The organism is Hyalangium sp., assembly GCF_045802625.1.
Classification (GTDB): Bacteria; Myxococcota; Myxococcia; order Myxococcales; family Myxococcaceae; genus Hyalangium.
The window spans coordinates 18,533-38,114 of the sequence record NZ_JBJMQP010000141.1; the positions used below are offsets into that span (position 1 = coordinate 18,533).

General features: G+C 68.7%; 16 protein-coding genes. 10 read left to right on the top strand and 6 right to left on the bottom strand.

The genetic code is table 11. The annotated features are described in order from the left end of the window. Positions 1–71: 71 nt before the first annotated feature. Positions 72–2,258, bottom strand: a complete 2,187-nt coding sequence (locus ACJ8AT_RS25765; RefSeq protein ID WP_407740509.1) for a PAS domain-containing protein — start codon at positions 2,256–2,258, stop codon at positions 72–74. A 333-nt stretch (positions 2,259–2,591) separates the two neighbouring features. On the opposite strand from ACJ8AT_RS25765, the gene ACJ8AT_RS25770 reads away from it, so the two are divergent. Beyond that, positions 2,592–3,608, top strand: coding sequence for a zinc-binding alcohol dehydrogenase family protein (locus ACJ8AT_RS25770; protein WP_407740510.1), 1,017 nt, complete (start codon positions 2,592–2,594; stop codon positions 3,606–3,608). Positions 3,609–3,693: 85 nt separating this feature from the next. Here the strand turns inward: ACJ8AT_RS25770 and ACJ8AT_RS25775 are convergent, their stop codons facing one another. The 4 genes from ACJ8AT_RS25775 to nhaA form a co-directional block, all read right to left on the bottom strand. After that, positions 3,694–4,359 (bottom strand): hypothetical protein, encoded by a 666-nt coding sequence (locus tag ACJ8AT_RS25775; RefSeq protein WP_407740511.1) that lies wholly within the window; start codon positions 4,357–4,359, stop codon positions 3,694–3,696. A gap of 87 nt (positions 4,360–4,446) precedes the next feature. Next, positions 4,447–4,965 (bottom strand): DUF4336 domain-containing protein, encoded by a 519-nt coding sequence (locus ACJ8AT_RS25780; protein ID WP_407740512.1) that lies wholly within the window; start codon positions 4,963–4,965, stop codon positions 4,447–4,449. A 44-nt stretch (positions 4,966–5,009) separates the two neighbouring features. Then, complete coding sequence (locus ACJ8AT_RS25785) at positions 5,010–6,692, bottom strand: ABC1 kinase family protein (RefSeq protein ID WP_407740513.1); 1,683 nt, start codon at positions 6,690–6,692, stop codon at positions 5,010–5,012. 98 nt (positions 6,693–6,790) lie between these two features. Continuing rightward, a complete protein-coding gene (nhaA, locus tag ACJ8AT_RS25790) occupies positions 6,791–8,128 on the bottom strand; it encodes a Na+/H+ antiporter NhaA (RefSeq protein ID WP_407740514.1) in 1,338 nt (445 codons plus the stop codon). 165 nt (positions 8,129–8,293) lie between these two features. Here nhaA and mutS point away from each other — a divergent pair, with 165 nt between their 5' ends. From mutS to ACJ8AT_RS25810, 4 genes are all read left to right on the top strand, one after another. After that, the gene (gene mutS, locus ACJ8AT_RS25795; protein WP_407740515.1) at positions 8,294–11,050 is read left to right on the top strand and encodes a DNA mismatch repair protein MutS; all 2,757 of its coding nucleotides are present in this window, start codon (positions 8,294–8,296) and stop codon (positions 11,048–11,050) included. 59 nt (positions 11,051–11,109) lie between these two features. Further along, positions 11,110–11,991 (top strand): Dyp-type peroxidase, encoded by an 882-nt coding sequence (locus ACJ8AT_RS25800; RefSeq protein WP_407740516.1) that lies wholly within the window; start codon positions 11,110–11,112, stop codon positions 11,989–11,991. Positions 11,992–12,063: 72 nt separating this feature from the next. Beyond that, positions 12,064–12,828 (top strand): DUF3592 domain-containing protein, encoded by a 765-nt coding sequence (locus ACJ8AT_RS25805; RefSeq protein ID WP_407740517.1) that lies wholly within the window; start codon positions 12,064–12,066, stop codon positions 12,826–12,828. 91 nt (positions 12,829–12,919) lie between these two features. Continuing rightward, positions 12,920–14,533: an N-acetylmuramoyl-L-alanine amidase gene (locus tag ACJ8AT_RS25810; protein ID WP_407740540.1), complete on the top strand. Its 1,614-nt coding sequence runs from the start codon at positions 12,920–12,922 to the stop codon at positions 14,531–14,533. 10 nt (positions 14,534–14,543) lie between these two features. Here the strand turns inward: ACJ8AT_RS25810 and ACJ8AT_RS25815 are convergent, their stop codons facing one another. Then, positions 14,544–15,296, bottom strand: a complete 753-nt coding sequence (locus ACJ8AT_RS25815) for a TVP38/TMEM64 family protein (RefSeq protein WP_407740518.1) — start codon at positions 15,294–15,296, stop codon at positions 14,544–14,546. A 299-nt stretch (positions 15,297–15,595) separates the two neighbouring features. Here ACJ8AT_RS25815 and ACJ8AT_RS25820 point away from each other — a divergent pair, with 299 nt between their 5' ends. The 5 genes from ACJ8AT_RS25820 to ACJ8AT_RS25840 are packed head-to-tail and all read left to right on the top strand — an operon-like array spanning position 15,596 to position 19,575. Next, positions 15,596–16,036, top strand: a complete 441-nt coding sequence (locus ACJ8AT_RS25820; protein ID WP_407740519.1) for a general stress protein — start codon at positions 15,596–15,598, stop codon at positions 16,034–16,036. Positions 16,037–16,071: 35 nt separating this feature from the next. Further along, positions 16,072–16,410, top strand: coding sequence for a hypothetical protein (locus tag ACJ8AT_RS25825; RefSeq protein ID WP_407740520.1), 339 nt, complete (start codon positions 16,072–16,074; stop codon positions 16,408–16,410). A gap of 31 nt (positions 16,411–16,441) precedes the next feature. Next, the gene (locus ACJ8AT_RS25830) at positions 16,442–17,644 is read left to right on the top strand and encodes a sodium:proton exchanger (protein WP_407740521.1); all 1,203 of its coding nucleotides are present in this window, start codon (positions 16,442–16,444) and stop codon (positions 17,642–17,644) included. Then, positions 17,641–18,939 carry a cation:proton antiporter gene (locus ACJ8AT_RS25835; protein WP_407740522.1) on the top strand — a complete coding sequence of 433 codons (1,299 nt, stop codon included), beginning with the start codon at positions 17,641–17,643 and terminating at the stop codon, positions 18,937–18,939. The genes ACJ8AT_RS25830 and ACJ8AT_RS25835 overlap by 4 nt, the downstream gene beginning before the upstream one ends. Positions 18,940–18,963: 24 nt before the next feature. Next, positions 18,964–19,575: an L-threonylcarbamoyladenylate synthase gene (locus ACJ8AT_RS25840; RefSeq protein ID WP_407740523.1), complete on the top strand. Its 612-nt coding sequence runs from the start codon at positions 18,964–18,966 to the stop codon at positions 19,573–19,575. The last annotated feature ends 7 nt before the right edge of the window (positions 19,576–19,582 follow it).

Below are 19,582 nucleotides of genomic sequence, written 5' to 3' on the forward strand. Positions count from 1 at the left end.
GTGAATGCATTTAGCCCCCTCGCCCCCGGCGCGCAAGAGGAACCCGGAAACCGGGGGGGCTGCCGGGCGGGCTAGCGCACGTCCGCGTCGTGGATGGGCAGCAGCAGGGAGAAGGTGGTGCCCTGGCCCACCTGGCTCTCCACCCGCATCTCTCCGCCCATCTTCTGGATGATGGCGTAGCTGATGGACAGGCCCAGGCCGGTGCCCACGCCGGCGGGCTTGGTGGTGAAGAAGGGATCGAAGATGTGGGGCAGGGCCTCTTTGGGGATGCCGTGGCCGGTGTCCTCGACGTCGATGCGCACCTGCCGCTCGTCCGCCCGGGTGCGGATGCGCAGCAGGTTGTCGCGAGGCGAGCCGGGCCGCATGGCCTGGATGGCGTTGACGATCAGGTTGAGGAACACCTGGCCGAGCCGCCCCTCGCTGCCGAGCACCAGGGGCAGGTTGGGGGCAAAGCCCTTCTCCAGCCGCGCGGTGTGCTTCAGCTCGCCCTGGGCGATGCTCAGCACCGACTCCAGGACGGCGTGCAGATCCACGAGCGCCTGCTCCTCGGGCTGGCCTTGGTGCGACAGGTGCCGCATGCCGCGGACGATGTCCTGGATGCGCGCGCACCCGTCGATGCAGTCCGCCAGGAGCTGGCGGGCCTCGGCGAGACCCTGCTGCAGCGAGGCTGGGAGCGAGGGTTGCGGCTTCAGGTACGTCTCCAGCTCGTCCCACCACTGCCGCAGGAAGTCGAGGTTGGAGATCACATAGGCGGTGGGGTTGTTGATCTCGTGGGCGATGCCCGCCGCCAGCACGCCCATGGCCGCCATGCGGTCGTTCTGGATGCTCTGCTGCTCCAGGCGCCGCCGCTCGGTGAGATCGTGCGCGACGATGAGCAGCCGCAAGGCCTCGCCCTCATCCTGGATGGAGCCGAGCAGCTGCACCGCCCGCCGGCTGCCCGAGCCCGTCGTCAGCTCTTGATCATCCAGGTGCATCGTCCCCCGGGTGCGCAGCTCGCCCAGCGCGCCGCGCAGCGCGGGCCGGGCCGGCTCGGGGGCGAGCAGCTCGAAGGGGCGTTCCAGGAGCTGCTGGCTGTCGAGGCCCAGCAGCCGCTGGGCGACCGTGTTGGCCTCGAGCACGCGGCCCTCGGCATCCAGCACGAAGACGGAGTCGAGCGAGGCCTCCATGAGCCGGCGGGTGCGCGCGCGGGCCTCGTAGACGAGCGCCTCCAGGCGCGCGGCGTAGACCTTGACCTTGCTCAGGGCCTGGTGGAGCTCGGCCTCCTCATGACGGCGCTCGGTGATGTCCGCGAAGATGCCCAGCACGGACCACACCTTCCCCTCCGAGTCTCGCAGGGGCACCTTGCTCGTCAGCAGCCAGCGCTCCGCGCCCTGGGAGCCTCGGAAGGGCTCCTCGATGTTCAGCTTCGGGAGGCCGCTGTCCATCACCTCCAGATCATCCTGGCGGTAGGCTTCGAGCTGCTCGGGCGGAAGGCCGAAGTCATGGTCCGTGCGGCCGATGATGTCCCGCGGTGAGGCGCGGCCCAGCTGGTGCGCGAACGCGTCGTTGCAGCCCAGGAAGACGCCCTCGCGGTCCTTCCAGAACACCGAGTGGGGAATATGGTCGAGGACACGGCTCAGCACCTCGCCCTGGGCGCGGAGATCCCGCTCGACGCGGTGGCGCTCCTGGATCTCGTCCTGGAGGCTCGCGTTGAGCGCGCACAGGCGCGAGCGGTTCTCCTCCAGCTCGGCGTTGCGCTCCTGGGCCTCCAGCAGTTGGAGGCGCAGACGGAACTGTGTCTCGAGCTGCCTGCCCAGGTGCTCCAGGGTGCGGAGCTGCAGCGGGCTCAGGCCACGGGGGACGTGATCGATGATGCAGAGCACGCCAATCCGGAGGCCCTCCTCGGTCCGCAGGGGCGTGCCGGCGAAGAACCGGATGGGCATCTCGCCGCGGATGCGAGGGTTGTCGCGGAAGCGAGGGTCGGCTTGCGTGTCCTCGACGAGGAAGAGCCCGTCCTGCTCGATGACGCGGCCGCAGAAGGAGTCCGTGCGCGCGGCCTGGAGCCCTCGAGAGAGCCCCACCTCGGCCTTGAAGTGCAGGCGCTCCCGATCCACCAGAGCGAAGATCGCGATGGGGACCTCACAGAGCTCCGCGGCGAGCCGGACGATGGCGTCGCACTCGGGATCGGGCTCTTCATTGAGGAGCCCATAGCGGCGGAGCGCTCGCAGGCGCTCCTCCTCCTCGTTCTGCCCGCCCACCTGAGTCCACCGCTGAAGCATGAAGGCTCCCCGACAGGGTGCTCCTGCCTGATTATGGCAACTGGGGGATAAGCAGGGAAACGCCAGATGCCAGCGTCGTGCGTCAGGTGTTGACCCGGTGCAAGGCCGCTCCAGTCTGGCGATGACCTTCCAGTCATGAGGTAAAAAACAGCCCTTCCCCTGTGAGTTCTTGCAGGTGTGAGGGTGATCTGCCGTCACATTGACAAAGTGACGGTTCAGCCCTCCCAACCAACACCTGCCTGCGCCGTGGGCATTGTGGCGGGACGCAGAGGCGCCATAGGTTCGCCGGCCTGGTGGGGATGCCAGCAGTCTTTCACGCGAGGAGCCAGAGTGATGAAGGCCGTTGCCCTGAAGCGGTACCTGCCCGTTGCCAACCCCGAGTCCTTCCTGGATGTGGAGCTTCCGGATCCGAAGCCCGAGGGGAGGGAGCTGCTCGTGCGGGTCCACGCGGTGTCGGTGAACCCGGTGGACGTGAAGGTCCGGGCGCCGAAGGACAAGACGGAGGCCTCGCCGCGAGTGCTCGGCTGGGACGCGGCGGGAGTGGTGGAGGCCACGGGGCCGGAGGTGAAGTCCTTCAAGGTAGGGGATGCCGTCTTCTACGCGGGGAGCCTCACGCGCCCGGGCTGTGACAGCGAGCTGCACGTGGTGGACGAGCGGATTGCCGGGCCCAAGCCTCGCTCGCTGGACTTCGCGCAGGCGGCGGCGCTGCCACTGACGGCGCTCACCGCGCACGAGGCCCTGTTCGATCGGCTCGCGATCGACGTGGGAGGGCGGCACGCGGGGCGGACGCTGCTGGTCATCAACGGAGCGGGGGGCGTGGGCTCCATCGCCATCCAGCTGGCGAAGCTGGCGGGGCTGCGAGTCATTGCCACATCCTCGCGTCCCGAGTCGCAGCAGTGGTGCCGCACGATGGGGGCGGACCACGTGATCAACCACCGCGAGGACATCCCCAAGCAGCTGAAGGAGCTGGGGAGCTCGGAGGTGGACTACATCTTCAACACGGTGAACACGGTGGCCTACTGGGACACGATGGTGACGGTGATCAAGCCCTTCGGGCGGATCGTGTCGATCGTCGAGGCGGAGGAGCCGGTGAAGCTCGGGGCGCTGATGCGCAAGAGCGTGAGCTTCTCGTGGGAGCTGATGTTCACCCGGCCCATGTTCCAGACGCCGGACATGGACGAGCAGCACCGGATCCTCAAGCAGGTGGCCGAGTGGGTCGACGCGGGCCGCGTGAAGACGACGCTGACGGAGAAGCTCTCGCCCATCTCGGCGGAGAAGCTCCGTGCGGCGCACGCGAAGGTGGAGTCCGGGACGATGGTGGGCAAGCTGGTGCTCGAGGGCTGGCGCTAAGTAAAGCGAATGCCCGGCTGGCTGTGAGCCAATCGGGCAGGGCGAGGCGGAGCGCTCCTGCGAGGCTCCGCCTTTTCTGTTGGGCTCAGGGATTGCCGGAGGCGTAGGCCCAGAGCTCGATAGGCGTGGCGTAATAGATCCAGCCGAAGAAGCCGCCGACGGCCGAGCGAGCAGGCGGCTCAAGGTGTGCCTTCTGCCGCACTCCGAGCAGCTTCAGGATCGCGCCAAGGGTGACCGTCCACAGCACCTGCAGGATGAAGGTGACGACGTAGGAGGCCCCGACGAAGGGCAGGTAGAGGGGGCCGAAGATCCGGGCCTGGAGCAGGTGCATCTTCTCGTGCTGTCCGGCGCCGCCAATGTTCACCGTGCCGAGCGTCTGCAGGACCTTGCGGCCGAACGAGCTACCGGGGCGAGGCGAGAAGACGATCCATCCCTGGCCATCGGAGTCGGTGCGTGAGGGGCTGCCGAACCAGACATAGACGATGTTGCCGATGATGAAGCCAAACACGGTGTTGGGGAGGCTCCAGGTGAGATCCACGAGGAGCTCCAACCAGCCTTGGCCGGTGGACAGCTCATAGCTGCACAGGAGGCTGGCCTCCAGGCCATAGCCGAGGCCGAACACGGCGCCGATGATCAGCGCGACAGCGGGAGCAAGCGCTCCACCGCTCGCCAGACTGATCACCATCAGCACCAGAGGCGGCACCACGAGTGAGACCAGGAAGATCAGGACCGACTGCAGCGTCTTTGACATGGGTACTGCCTCCATCGGGAGTCATGGGATCAACCGTTCCCAATGGAGTGGTGCTCCTGGGGCTGTGACGCCCTCGGAGGGAGGGGCTCACAGCCAGGAATAGGCCTCGCGGAAGGCCTGAGCGCCGTCGCGCTCCACGATGTGCCCGTGGGCGAGGATGACACGCTGGATGTCCCACTGGAGGATGGTGTCCACGGTGCGGCGGGCGGCGGCGCGATCCCGGTTGATCAGGCGATCGACCACCCAGGCACTCAGTCGGCCGTAACCGCCAAACACCTTGAAGACGAAGCGAGTGAGGGGTGCGGCATCGGGCCCCACGTTGTGGGCGCTGTCCGTGAGCACGAGCGTGCGGCTGGCGCGGTGGAAGAAGACGACCTCCCCATCACCGATGAACAGGTGGTGGTACTTGTTGGGAGCCACGAGGAAGCGCACGGGCCCGAGCGCCTCGACGGCCTCACGCAGCGGCGGGGTGGGGCGGATCGGGGAGTGCAGCCAGAGACCACCGTCCGCGAGCCGGATGACGGTCATGCGAGTCCCAACCGCCAGCCCCATGTAATTCAGAGGCTGCTCGGCCACCCAAAGGTTCTCATCCAGCTTGCGCAGCATGACACCCCTCCACGAGCCCTTCGGCATGCCTCTGGCTCTAAATCCTAACGCCGCTTCTTGAGCCAGCGGCTCACGCTCACCTTCCGGAACCGGCTGCCGAACAGGTACCAGGTGAACACCCCGCCCGCGAACGCCGCCGCCACCGCGATTCCAAGAATGCCCAGCACCGGCACGTTCCCGTACATCCAGGGCTTCTGCGCGAACGACATGAACGCGCCCACGATGAACCCGCACGCGCACAGCCCCAGGAATGCGATGATCGCCACCGTGCGCAGGTTGTCGTTCAGCTTGTCGAACTGATCGGCTCGCACCGTCACCGTGAACTTCCCGGACTCGAGATCCAACAGGATCTGCGACAGCTGCGTGGGCAGGTCCGTCGCCAGCGACTGGAAGCGCAGCAGCGTCCGCATCAGCCCGCCCTGGAGCTGGCTCGGATCGTACCGGCCCGCCAGCAACTCCTTCGCGTACGGCAGGACCACCTCCAGGATGTTCATCTCCGGGTACAGGCTGCGCAGCATCCCCTCCGTCGACACCGACGCCCGGCTCAGCAGCGCGTACTCCTTCGGAATCCGGATCCGGTACTTCACCGCCAGATCCAGCAGGTCCCTCAGCAGCGTCCGCGCGTCCACCTGGCCCAGCGTCGTCGGCAGGTGCTGGCCCAGGATGTTCTCGATGTCGTTGCGGAACCCCACCAGGTTCGCTCGGGCGTCCGGCACTCCCACCCGGTAGAGGATGCGCGCCACCGAGTCGCTGTCCTTCAGCGCCACCGCCAGGCACAGCATCACCAGCGTCTCCTGCATCTGCTTCGTCAGCCGACCCACCACCCCGAAGTCCAGCAGCGCCAGCCGGTTGCCCTCCATCAGCAGGATGTTCCCTGGGTGCGGATCTCCGTGGAACAACCCGTCGTCGAAGAGCTGCCGGAAGCTCCCCTCGATGATGTTCGTCGCCAGCAGCTTCCGATCCTCGTCGGATAGCTTCGCCTGGCTGATCTTCACTCCTCGGATGAACTCCAGCGTCAGCACCTTGCGGCTCGACAGCTCGTCGTACACCCGGGGAATCTTGAGATAGGGCCGGTCCTCGTGGGTCGCCAGGAACGCCCGGATGTTCGAGGCCTCGTTCACGAAGTCCAGCTCCTCGTGGATGGCCTTGTCGAACTCGTCCACGATCCCCGTGGGCGTGTACACGCCTGTCTCCTCGATCACCGCCTCCAGCAGCCGCGCCAGCGAGCGCAGCACCGTCAGATCCGAGTCGATCCGGTCCGAGATCCCCGGCCGCTGCACCTTCACCACCACCTCTTCCCCCTCCTTCGTCACCGCCCGGTGCACCTGCGCGATCGACGCCGCCGCCAGGGGCGCCGGATCGATGGTCGCGAACAGATCCTGCACGTCCTGGCCCAGCGACTCGCGGATCTGCGCGTGCACCTGCTCCAGTGGGATGGGCTCCACCTGGTCCTGCAGCATCGACAGCTCGTCGACGAACTCGGCCGGCAGCAGGTCCGCGCGAGTGGAGAGGATCTGCCCCAGCTTCACGAATGTGGGTCCCAGATCGTTCAGCAGCATCCGGAAGCGCCGGGCCGTGGAGGCTCGCTGCGACTCCGGAGAGACCTCCACCTTCTCCTTGCGGCCGAGCATCCGCCACAGCCCGGCCCGCTCGGTGAGATCGGCAAAGCCATGCCGGGCCGCGATGACGGCGATCTGACGGACACGGTTGAGGTCCTGGAGGATCACGCGCCGTGCACCTTCCCACGGGCCCAGCACTCCCGCAAACGGTCAGACTCGCTGCGGGCTCCAATGTTCATCCCGCGATCATGCGCGGCGATGCCAGTTCACACGGCGGGAGCCATCTTGGGCGCCGGGCCGAAGCGCAGCAGCAGGTAGCCCGCCACGGCTGACGCCAGCGAGCCCAGGAGGATTCCCAGCTTGGCCTGGGCCAGCAGCAGCGCCTGTCCCGGGAAGGCCAGCGTCGCCACGAAGAGCGCCACCGTGAAGCCAATGCCTCCCACCACGGCCACCCCGTGGAGCTGCGAGGCAGGCGCGTCCCCCGGCACGGGCGCCACCCCGATCTTCACCGCCACCCACGTGAATAGGAAGATGCCCACCTGCTTGCCGAGGAACAGCCCCGCCATGATGCCCATGGGCAGCGGCTTCGCCAGGTCCGCCAGCGACATGCCCTCCAGCGAGATGCCCGAGTTGGCCAGCGCGAACAGCGGCACGATCCCGTACGCCACCCAGCCGTGCCACAGGTGCACGAAGCGGTTGAGCGGCGGCTCGATGTCCTCGAGCTGCTCCTCGATGTGCAGGAGCTGCGCGCCACGCACCGCCTCGTCCTCGGGTTCCTCGACGATGCGCGAGATGTAGGCCGATAGCTCGTTGAGCACCTCGCGGCCCCGGCGCAGGGGCCTCGCCGGCATGAACATGCCCAGCACCACTCCCGACAGCGTGGCGTGGATCCCCCCGTGGTGCATGGCGTACCAGAGCGCCGCTCCGAGCAGCGCGTAGACCATGCCGCTGCGCACGTAGAAGCGGTTGCACAGCGCCAGCGCCACCGCCACGCCGCCCGCCACCAGCAGCCACTCCGTGTGCAGCCCCGTGCCGTAGAAGAGGGCGATCACGATGATGCCGCCGATGTCATCGAAGATGGCCAGCGCCGTGAGGAACACCACCAGCGCGTGCGGCACCCGCGCCCGCACCAGCGTGAGGCACCCGATGGAGAAGGCGATGTCCGTGGCCATGGGGATGGCCCAGCCTCCCGCCGCCGGGGTGCCCGCGTTGAAGATCATGTAGAGGCCCGCCGGCACCAGCATGCCTCCCAGCGCCGCGATCAGCGGCAGCAGGGCCTGGGCCAGCGTGCGCAGCTCTCCCGCGGACAGCTCGCGCTTGATCTCCATGCCCACCAGGAAGAAGAAGAGCGTCATCAGCCCGTCGTTGATGAACTCCCGGAAGGTGAAGGCGCCTCGCCCTCCGGCCAGTTCCACCGAAAGCGGCGCGTCGAACAGCCCCGTGTAGCTGGCGGCCCATGGTGAGTTGGCCCACGCGATGGACACCACGGCGCACAGCGCCAGCAGGATGCCGCTGCTGGCTTCCAGCCGGAAGAAGGCCTGCAGCGGCGCGAGCGCGACCTTGAACAGCACGGGGACGGGCGGAGGCGGCCGGCGGGTTTCCATACGTGGATGGTAGGTTGCTCTCTGGAGCGCCGGGCGTGAACCCTTTTCGGCGGAAAAGGACGGAGGGTGCCCCCAGACGGTGTTAGAGGTGAGATGCAGGTGACGTAGGGGGTAGGACGCGAGAGCGCGTTGATCCAGGACGGTGGGCGTGAGAGAAGGCAAGTCATGGGCGTGACGCAGGTGAAGACAGCCAAGGGAGCAGGCATGGAGGCCGCTCCAGAATCCAACCTGGAAGGTATGGAGAGCGGGACCGGGCCGGCGGGGGCTCGCGAGATTGCCTCGCTGACGCCCATGATGCGCCAGTACCTGGAGGTAAAGGCGCTCCACCCGGAGGCGATCCTCTTCTTCCGGCTGGGCGACTTCTACGAGATGTTCTTCGAGGACGCGGAGCGCGCCTCGGAGCTGCTCCAGATCACCCTCACCGCGCGAGCCAAGGGCAGCGAGAAGGTGCCCATGTGCGGGGTGCCGTACCACTCGGCGCGCCGCTACATCGCCCGGCTGATCGAGCAGGGGCTGAAGGTGGCCATCTGCGACCAGATGGAGGAGTCCGGCACCGGGCCCGGCATCGTCAAGCGCGAGGTGACGCGCATCATCACCCCCGGCATGGTGCTGGATGAGGAGGTGCTCGAGCCTCGGGCCAGCAACTTCCTGGCCGCCGTGCACTGGGGCGAGAAGGGGTTCGGGGCGGCGCTGCTCGAGGCCTCGACGGGCGAGTTCTTCACCGTGGAGGTGCCCAGCGCCCAGGAGCTGGTGGAGGCGCTGGCCCGGGTGGATCCCCGCGAGCTGCTCGTGCCCGAGGGCCAGCGCGGGGCCCCGGAGGTGGCTTTCATCTCCTTGCGGCTGCCGCGGGAGCCCTCGGTGACGGAGCTGGAGAAGGCCGCCTTCGAGCCGGCTCGCGCGGCTGTGTACCTTCGCGGGCACTTCTCCGTGGCTTCGCTGGAGGCTTTTGGGTTGGCGGAGGCACCTCTGGCCACCGGCGCGGCGGGCGCGGCCCTGCGCTACCTGAAGGACACCCAGAAGACGAACGCCGCCCACGTGGATCGGCTCAGCCGCCTGGAGCGCTCCGGGCACCTGCTCATGGACGAGTCCTCGCGGGCCAACCTGGAGGTCCTCAAGACGCTCCGGGATGGGGCTCGCAAGGGCAGCCTGCTCGGGGTGTTGGACCGCACCGCGACCAGCATGGGCGGCCGGAAGCTGGCCCGGTGGCTCGCCGCGCCCCTGTGTGCCCTGCCGGAGATCCACGCCCGCCTGGACGCGGTGGAGGAGCTGTCCCAGCGCAGCGTGTGGCGCGAGGAGCTGACCACGCTTCTGAAGGACGTGGCGGATCTCGAGCGGCTGTGCGGACGGCTCTCGCTGGGCGCTGGCAACGCGCGGGATCTGTGCGCCCTGGGCCTGTCGCTCGCGCAGTTACCCCGGCTGGCCGCGGCGCTCTCGCGGTGCTCGGCTCCGCTGCTCCAGGCGCTGGCCGGGCCGCTGAGCGCCCTGCCGGAGCTGGCGGAGCTGCTGCTTCGGGCCGTGGTGGACGAGCCCCCGGTGACGCTCAAGGAGGGCGGCCTCTTCCGCCAGGGCTTCCACGCGGAGCTGGATGAGCTGGTGGCGCTGTCCACCTCGGGCAAGGACTACCTGCTGAAGCTCGAGACGCGCGAGCGCGAGCGGACGAAGATCGGCTCGCTGAAGGTCCGCTACAACAAGGTCTTCGGGTACTTCATCGAGGTGACGAACAGCAACAAGCACCTGGTGCCCAAGGACTACATCCGCAAGCAGACCACGGTGGGCGCCGAGCGCTTCATCACCCCCGAGCTCAAGGAGTATGAGGAGAAGGTCCTCACCGCCGAGGAGCGCCGGTGCGCGCTGGAGTTCCGCCTCTTCGAGGAGCTGCGGGCCCAGGTGGTCACCGCCGCGCCGCGCATCCGCTCGGCCGCCGAGGCCGTGGCCACCTGTGACGCGCTGCTGTCCTTCTCCCGGTGCTCCGCCGAGTACGGGTACACGCGGCCGGTGGTGGATGACTCGGAGCGGGTCTCCATCACCGCCGGGCGGCACCCCGTGGTCGAGCGGGTGCTCGGGGCCAGCGAGTCCTTTGTCCCCAATGACATCCTGATGGACTCGGGGGACGCGCAGATCCTCGTCATCACCGGTCCCAACATGGCCGGCAAGAGCACGGTGATGCGGCAGGTGGCGCTCACGGTGCTGATGGCGCAGGCAGGCTGCTTCGTCCCGGCCAAGGCGGCGCACATTGGCTTGTGCGATCGGATCTTCACCCGCGTGGGCGCCGCGGACAACCTGGCGCGCGGCCAGTCCACCTTCATGGTGGAGATGACCGAGACGAGCCACATCCTCCACCACGCCACCCGCCGCAGCCTCGTCATCCTGGATGAGATTGGCCGCGGGACCTCCACCTTCGATGGGCTCTCCATCGCCTGGGCGGTGGCCGAGCACATCCACGACAAGGTGGGCGCGCGCACGCTGTTCGCCACGCACTACCACGAGCTGGTGGATCTGGCGCGCGAGAAGGCTCGGGTAAGGAACCTGTGCATCGCCGTGAAGGAGCAGGGCGGCAAGGTGCTCTTTTTGCGCAAGCTGGTGCCGGGCGGGGCGAATCGCTCCTATGGCATTGAAGTGGCCCGGTTGGCGGGGCTCCCGCAGGAGGTGGTGGCCCGGGCGCGCGACATCCTCCAGAACCTGGAGTCCGGCGAGCTGGATGAGGCGGGGCGGCCTCGCGTCGCGGTCCGGCGCGGGGCTCGGGTGGCGGCCGGGCAGCTCGGGCTCTTTGGAGGAGAGGCCGCTGGGGCTGCGCAGGCCCAGGCGGCCGTGCCTCCCGCGTACGCGAAGGTGCTGGAGGCGTTGCGCACGACTTCGCTGGACACCACCTCGCCGCTGGAGGCCCTCAACCTGTTGGCTCGGCTTCAGAAGGAGTTGAAGTAAGGCGACTTCACAGTGCATGCACGTCGACGCGCGGTGCGCTCTGCGATAAGCGCGCGCCCATGATTGAGAATGCACAGCCTTCAGTCCTGGCCGATCGCCCGCAGGTCGGCCGCACGCTCACGTTCCGCATCGCGCCGGAATCAGACGTGCTCGGCGCGCTCCGGCGGCTCCGTGAGGGCCTGTCGCTCGATTGCGGTGTCATCGGCATCGGCGAGCCGGTGGTGCTCGCGCTCGGGAAGAAGATCCCCGGGCTGCGCACGTCCCCGGCCATGTCCGGTCCCGCTTGCAGCGTCCCGTCCACGCAGGAGGCGCTCTGCTTCCTGCTGCGCGGCTCCGATCGCGGCGTCGTGTTCGATCAGACCCAGCACATTCGCGAGCTGCTTGGCGAAGCGTTCCTGCTCGTCGACTCGGTCGACACGTTCACCTATCGAGAGGGCAGAGATCTCACGCGCTTCGAGGACGGGACGGAGAACCCCACGGGGGAGCTCGCGGTGCAATCGGCGCTCGTCTCCAAGGGCGAGCACCTGCGCGGCTCGAGCTTTCTGGTCGTGCAGCGGTGGGTGCATGATCTCGCGCGCTTCCGTCACTTCAGCCAGGAGCGTCGTGAGATGCTGATCGGCCGGCGTGCCGACTCGAATGATGAGATCGAAGAGGCGCCGGAGTCGGCTCACGTCAAGCGCACGGCGCAGGAGAGCTTCGAGCCCCCGGCCTTCATGGTCCGCCGCTCGATGCCGTGGGCGACGGCCACGCAGGAGGGGCTCGAGTTCATCGCCCAGGTTGAGTCGCTCGACCGCTTCGAGATCATGATGCGCAGGATGGCGGGGCTCGAGGATGGGACCGTGGACGGACTCTTTACGTTCTCGCGGCCCGTGAGCGGCGGCTACTACTGGTGCCCTCCCGTCGAGGGCGGCCGCCTCGATCTGGCGCTCCTCGGCGTTTGATGGCGGAGACGGCGCCGGGTGAATCGATGAGGAGTTGAAGTAAAAGGGAGGCGAACCCAGGAGGCTGCTCCCGTGCAGTTCGCCATTCCCCATGCGCCTCGGCGCGTTCGCTTCTCCCAGGTGCCCGGCGCGGTGGGGCGGTTGCTGCGGACGCTCGCCCTGGGGCTCCTCATCATGGCGTTCGTTGGCGCCGTGGCCGGCGTGGTGGGGCGCTTCTTCGTGAAGGAGCGCGTCTTCCTGATTCGCGCGCAGGAGGTGGACGGCGTGGTGTCGGATCTCCGGCTGCCTCCCGTGGAGAAGCGGGTGGATGCCGAGGCCACGCTCGAGGTGCTCTACAACGTCGATGGCGTGCAGCACACCGTCAATGGCGTGCGCACCTCCGCCGAGTATGCCGAGGGGCTCGGGCGCGGGGCCCGGATCAAGCTCTTGGTGGATCCGGCTCAGCCGGATCGTCCGCGCGAGGCCCGCTTCGTCCGTGAGCACTCCGGCGCCATCAACCTGCTGCCCTGGGGCTTGGGGCTGGGTGCGCTGGTGGCCGTGGTGCTGCTCGTGCGCGAACTGCGCCGCACCATCCGCGCGGAGCTGGAGCCGCTGCGCCTGGGCGCGCTGGTGTGGCTCACGCCGGATGGGCCGCTGCCGGAGACTCGCCGCGAGGTGGTCTTCCCCGCCAGCTACTTCCGCCAGGACGTGAAGCACTCGGTTCGGGCCCGGGCTCGTCCGGGCCGCGCTCCCGTGCGCAATGGCGAGAAGGTGCTCGCCGCCGTCGTGCCTCGGCAGCCGGATTGGGTCCGCGTCATCGACGAGGATCTGGCCCGCACCCTCGGCTGGATTCGTTGAGCGGACAGAGCAGGGGAGGGCCGAAAATTTGCGGGTGCCGGAGCCCCGTGACACACCTCTGTAGCTTCTGCTCCACGTGTCCGGAGGCTTCATGCGCACCTGCCTCGCCCTCTTCCTGCTGCTGCTGTCGAGTGTCGCCTTCGCGGCGAAGCGGGATGCGGCCGAAGAGGCTTACCAGGAGGCGCGCACGGCCTTCTACGCCCTCAAGGGCGACGCGGCGCGGCGCAAGCTGCGCCACCACTGGCTCAGCGTGGTCAGCCGCTTCGAGTCCGTGGCCAACGACTACCCCAAGAGCGAGCGCGCCCCGGACGCCCTCTTCACCGCCGGCGAGCTGATGACCGAGCTCAGCCGGATCTCCTTCCTCTCGGAGGATCTCCAGGCCGCCGTCACGGATTACTCGAAGCTGGTGGAGACCCACCCGCGGCACCGGCTCGCGGATGATGCGGCGCTCGCTCTCGCGCGCATCTATTTGGAGCGCTTGGATCAGCCCGAGTCCGCTCGCCGGGTCGTCACGGAGATGCTCGCCGCCAATGGCAAGGGTGATCAGTCTCGTGAGCTGAAGGAGCTGCTTGCCTCGCTTCCCGCTCCCAAGCCGGCGCCCTCGCGCAAGGCCGCGCCTGCTGTCGCCGAGGCTTCGCAGCCGGTGCGCCCGGGTGGCTCGCTGGTGCAGGCCATCTCCAAGATCGCGCGGGAGGCAGGGCCTGCGACTCCTCCCGCCACCGACGCTTCGGCCTCGAAGGCCAGCGAGGCTCCTCGCGTCGTGGTCATCACGCCGCTGAAGTCCGAGGAGACTCCGGCCTCCAGCTCGACGAAGCCCGCTCCGGTCGCGCCCGCTGCTCAGACGCCCGCCAAGGCGGAGCCTCCCGCTGTCGCCTCGGCGCCGTCGAAGTCCTCCCTGGAGCCGTTGCCCCTGCCCACCGTTCCCGGCCTGGCCCGGCACATCGCCGAGAACCGTCTCAAGGCCGCGGCGAAGCTCTCTCGCGGCGCGGAGCTGACGCTCGTCGAGCAGCTCGGCCTCAAGGTCCGCCGCGTCATCATCGATCCCGGCCACGGCGGACATGACACGGGAGCCATCGGCAAGAACGGCACCCGCGAGAAGGACATCACGCTCGCCATCTCCCAGAAGCTCGCCGACGAGCTGAAGCAGCGGGGCCTGGAGGTCATCCTCACCCGCGATGAGGATCGCTACGTCCGGCTCGAGGACCGCGCGCAGTTCGCCAACGAGTCCCGCGGCGACCTGTTCATCTCCATCCACTGCAACTCCGCTCCCACCGCCAAGCTCCACGGCGTGGAGACGTACACGCTCAACATCTCCTCGGACCGGTACTCCATCCGGCTGGCCGCGCGCGAGAACGCCTCCACGGAGAAGGGCGTCAGCGATCTGCAGTTCATCCTCGCGGACCTGGCCACCAAGGCGAACACCGGCGAGTCCACCCGGCTGGCCTCCCAGGTCCAGAAGAGCCTCGTGGGCCAGCTGTCCAAGGACTACTCGGGCGTCAAGGATCTGGGCACCAAGGAGGCCCTCTTCTACGTGCTGCTCGGCGTGAAGATGCCCGCCATCCTCGTGGAGACGTCCTTCCTCTCCCACGCCGAGGAGGAGGAGCGGCTCAACTCCGAGGACTACCAGGACTCCGTGGCGCAGGCCGTCGCCCAGGGCGTCGAGGACTTCCTGGGAGATCGCAACCGGCTCGCCAAGGTCGACTGACCCGAGCCCCTCAGGACGGAGAGGGCAGCCCCTGCTTGCCGGGCGAGGAGAGCCCACGGGGAACGGGCGCCTCTACCGGAGGCTCCTCCGGCACCGGGTGCGCGGCGTTGATCTCCTTGTACACGCGGCGGCCGAGGAAGCCTCCCAGCACGAACGACATCAGCAGGCCCACGGCGGACACCACGGTCATCACCGTGCGGCCCTGGGCCAGCCCGCTGCCGAACTGCACCATGAGGAACGTGCCCGGCAGGGTGCCCAGCAGCATCCCCGCCACCGAGGGCCAGAAGCGCGCCCCCGAGGCCGCCGCCGCCGCCAGCATCATGTCCGTGGGCACCAGCGGGTTGATGGTCACCAGGAACGTGAACTGGAAGTCATGCTTGCGCGCGATGCGCGACAGCGTGTGGTAGTGCTCACCGGCCAGGCGCTTCATCGGCCGGACTCCCAGCTTGCGCGCCAGCCCGAAGATGAGCAGCGCCGCCAGGAAGCTGCCGATGAGCGCGTAGACCGTCCCCATCAGCGTGCCGAACACCATGCCTCCCACGGCCGCGAAGAGCGTGCCGGGCAGCAGCGTCACCGGGCGCAGCAACAACGCCAGCACGTACACGAAGGGAGCGGCCTGGCCCAAGGGCACCAGGAAGCTGTGGAGCTGGTGCTGATCGATGACATCCGGTCCGAGCAGCCGCAGCAGCACCAGGCCGCCGATGGACGAACAGACAGGTGCCAGGACTCGCAGCCAACCCTTCACCCCTCGAGCCGTCGCCACTCATCACCTCCCGACATCAGCCGACATCGCCCGCGTGAAACTGGGAGCCCGACGGGGAATCGGCAATGTGGCGCGGCGTGTTCTCAACACAAAAGCGTCCTGCCGGACAGGCAGCAGCTCGGCTAGGAAGCTGAGCAAGCCTGACAACCCTTCATAATCATTGGGGTTCTGATGTGGTTTGTCGGGTGGGAACGGCTGGCGGTGTACGGAGCTTGCTTGCATCGGGGCGCTTCCGTCCCAAGGTTTCAGGCAAGGGGCACCGTGCGAGGCGTCGGGTGGTAACGAGAGGAGATGGCGATATGTCGGACAAGGACAACAAGGGCAGCATGACGGTGGCGGAAGCGGGTCGGAAGGGCGGAGAGACCGTCCGCAACGAGCGCGGCCGCGAGTTCTACGAGACCATTGGGCGCAAGGGAGGTGCCACGGTGAAGGCCGAGCGCGGCCGCTCCTTCTACGAGGAGATCGGCCGCAAGGGCGGCGAGACGGTGAAGGCCGAGCGCGGCGCCAAGTTCTACGAGGAGATCGGCAAGAAGGGTGGCGACCGCGTCAAGGCCACCCGCGGGCCGAACTTCTACGAGGAGATTGGGCGCAAGGGTGGGCAGAAGGTGAAGAAGCTCATCGAAGAGGGCAAGCGCGCGGCTCGCGCGGCCATGGCTCAGCCGGAGAAGCCCGCCGAGCAGGGCGAGGCCGCGGCAACCCCTCCAGCGGCGCCCGAAGGCCAGGAGCCCCAGCGGGAGTAAGTGACGAGGGGGCACGGACCCGGTAAGAGGGGCCCGTGTTTCTCCTCATCACCCTGTTGGATCAGGTGGAGCAGCTCGAGCGGGCCATCCGCCGGCTCCGGGACTTCGGTATCCCGGAGCCGCTGGTGCTCAGAGCCCGGAGCGCGGCGGCCGCGCTGTCGGCCGAGGTGCCTGTCTTCGCGGGCCTGCGCAGTCTGGCGCTGGGCGCGGACGAGGATCGGCTCGTGCTGGTGAGCCTGCTGCCCCAGTCCAGCAGCGAGGAGCTCGAGCGGCTGGTTCAGCGCGTCCAGTTGGAGATGGACGCGGACGAGCCTCCCATGGGCCGGCTGGTGGCCCTGCCTGTCATCGCGGCGCCCGTGCTCCGTCGAGAGTGACGGGGGCGCTGGAGCGGTGTAAGCACTGGCTGTGCAGGCGCTGCTCGTCTTCCTCGCCATCGCGGCGCTCTCGTTGCTCGCCTCGAGCCGGACGCTGCTGGATCCCAGCCGGTTGCCCGGAGTGGCCCCGCTTGTGGCCAGCGGGCTCATCTTCCTCGTGTTCGGCGCGCTGCTGGGCCCGGGGCTGGCCGGGGTGCTCACGCTGGAGGATCTCGACGGGTTGCGGCCGGTGAGGGCACTGGGGCTGGGCACGGCGGGCGTCATCCTGGGGCTGAACCTGGATCCGCGCGTGCTGCGGCTGCTGCCCCGGCAGGTGTTCTCGGCGGCGCTGGCGCATGCGGGGGTGGCCTTTCTCTTCGTGGCGGTGCCGGTGTCCGCGGTGCTGATGATGGCCACCCACCTGCCGCCGCGGGTGGTGGTGGGGGGCGCGGCGGTGCTGGGCGCGGCGGCGAGCCTGTCCTCCGGGCACTTCGCCGTGCTGGGCTACCGCAGCGGGCGGCTGGAGCGCTCGCGCGGGCTGGCGGTGGCGCTGCTCACCATGCTGGATGATGGGGTGGGGCTGCTCGTGCTGGCGGTGGCGCTGGTGCTGGGCGCGGCGGCCAATCCCCTCGACGGTGCGGGACTGGTGGGCCTGGCGATGCTGCTGGGCCTGCTGTGTGGGGCGCTGATCGTGTTCCTCACGTACGCGCTGAAGGATCCGGCGGAGCTGATGGCGGTGATGCTGGGCGGCGTGGCGCTGGTAGGCGGGGCGGCGGCGTATCTGCGAGTCTCGGTGTTGCTGGCGGGCGTGGCCTGTGGGGCGACGCTGGCGGTGGTGGGAGGCCGGGCGGTGGCGCAGGTGGCCCGGGCGCTCGGGCGCTTCGAGCGCCCCACGTACCTCATCCTGGTGTTCCTGATTGGGTGCCGCCTGCAGATCCGGGATCTCGACGCGTGGGTGCTGTTGCCGGGCTATGTGGCGCTGCGCTTCCTGGGCAAGGTGTGGGGCGGCTCACTGGCGCAGCGCTTCGCGGCGAGCGCGCTGAAGCTGCCGCCTCGGCTGGGCTACGCGCTCATCTCCCAGGGGGGGCTCTCGCTGTGCCTGGTGTCGGGGTATCTGGGGTTGGTGCCGGGAGAGCTGTCGCAGCACATCTTCGACGTGGTGGTCCTGGGGGCGGTGATCAACGAGGTGCTGGCCAGCCGGGCCTTCCGGCTGGTGCTGGAAGCGCCCCGGGTCCCAACGGGAGAGTCCTCATGAGGGGAGCCATCATCCGCCTGGGGCTGTTGGTGGCGCTGCTGGCGGGCATCTCCCAGGTGCAGGCGTGGCGCACGGACACGGGCAACTCGGTGATGCTGGCGGCCGGAGCGCTGCTGCTCTGCGGACTGTTCGCGGGCAAGGTGGCCAAGGGCGTCGGGCTGCCGCGCCTCACGGGCTACCTGCTGGTGGGCGTGGCCGTGGGCCCCTACGCGCTGGGCTTCATCCCGGGCGAGGGCGTGAAGGGGCTGGAGCTGGTGAAGGGGCTGGCGGTGAGCCTGATCGCCCTGGTGGCGGGGACGGAGCTGCACCTGGGGCTCATCCGCCGGGTGGGCACCCAGGTGGCCGTGCTGTGCGCGGCCGTGTGCGGGGTGACGTTCGCGGTGTGCTTCGGGGCCCTGTTCGCCCTCAAGCCTTTCCTGCCCTTCATGGCGTCCATGACGCTGCCGCAGGCGCTGGCCGTGAGCGCGCTGGTGTCCACGGTGGTGGTGTCCTTCTCGCCCACGGTGACGATCGCGATCGTGCAGGAGACGGCCGCACGCGGCCCGTTCACCGAGTTCCTCATGGCCCTGGTCATCATCGGCGATCTGTTCGTGATGGTGGCCTTCGCGGTGGCGGCGGGCCTGACGCGCGCCAGCTTCGGCGGGGGCTTCGATCTCGGGGGGCTGGTGGGCGGGGTGGGGTGGGAGCTGTTCGGCTCGGTGCTCGTGGGGGCGCTGCTGGCCATGGCGATGCTCCTCTACCTGCGCCGGGTGAACCGCGAGCTGCCGCTGTTCCTCGTGGGGCTGTGCTTCGCGGCGGCCGAGGGCGGGGCGCGGCTGCACCTGTCTCCGCTGCTGGTGGCGCTGTCGGCCGGGGCGCTCATCGCCAACCTGGATGAGCGCGAGAGCCAGCGCATCCACCACGCCGTCCAGCTGGCCGCACTGCCCGTGTTCGCGCTCTTCTTCGCGGCGGCTGGGGCGGGGCTGAAGCTGTCCACGCTGGTGACGGTGGGCCCGGCGGCGCTGCTGCTCGTGGTGGTGCGAGCAGTGGCAATTCACCAGTCGTGTCGCCGATTCGCACCCGCAGAGGATCCCCGGTTGCGGCGCTACCTGTGGATGGGGCTCGTCTCCCAGGCGGGCGTCACCTTTGGCCTGGCGGCGCTCATCTCTCGCACGTTCCCAAGCTTTGGACCCCAAGTGGAGGTGCTGATCGTCGCGATGATCACCACCCATGAGCTGGTAGGGCCTGTGCTCACCCGGAGGGCCTTGGCGCGCAGCGGGGAGGTGCGAGGCGACGAGCGTCAGCAGACCGCGTAAGCTAGCCGTTCAGGAGATTCTGGAATGGCAGCTCCCATCCTCGTGGTGGACATCCAACACCCTCAGCCTCGGCATGTCGCTCGCGCCGTGGAGATGCTCGAGCGCGGTGGCGTCATTGCCTATCCCACGGACACCTACTACGGCCTGGGGTGCGATCTGATGTCGAAGAAGGCCATCGAGCGGCTGTACCAACTCAAGGGCCGCGACAGGAAGAAGCCGCTGTCGTTCCTGTGCCCGGATCTGTCGGATGTGGCGAAGTACGCGCACGTGAGCAACTTCGCCTACCGCACCATGAAGGGGCTGACGCCGGGGGCGTTCACCTTCATCCTCGAGGCCACGCGCATTGTGCCGGAGGTGATGATGTCCAAGCAGAAGCAGGTGGGCATCCGCGTCCCGGACGCGCCGCTGGCCCGGGCGCTGGCGTCGGGGCTGGGCCGGCCCCTCATCACCACCTCGGCGAGCGATGACGCGGGCGAGCCGCTCATCGACGCCAAGGACATCAAGGAGAAGCTCGGGCACGGATTGGATCTGATCCTGGATGGAGGGGTGACGCTCATGGAGCCGTCCACGGTGGTGTCGCTGATTGGCGACTCGCTGGAGATCCTCCGCCAGGGCAAGGGCCGGCTGGACGCGTAGGCAGAGA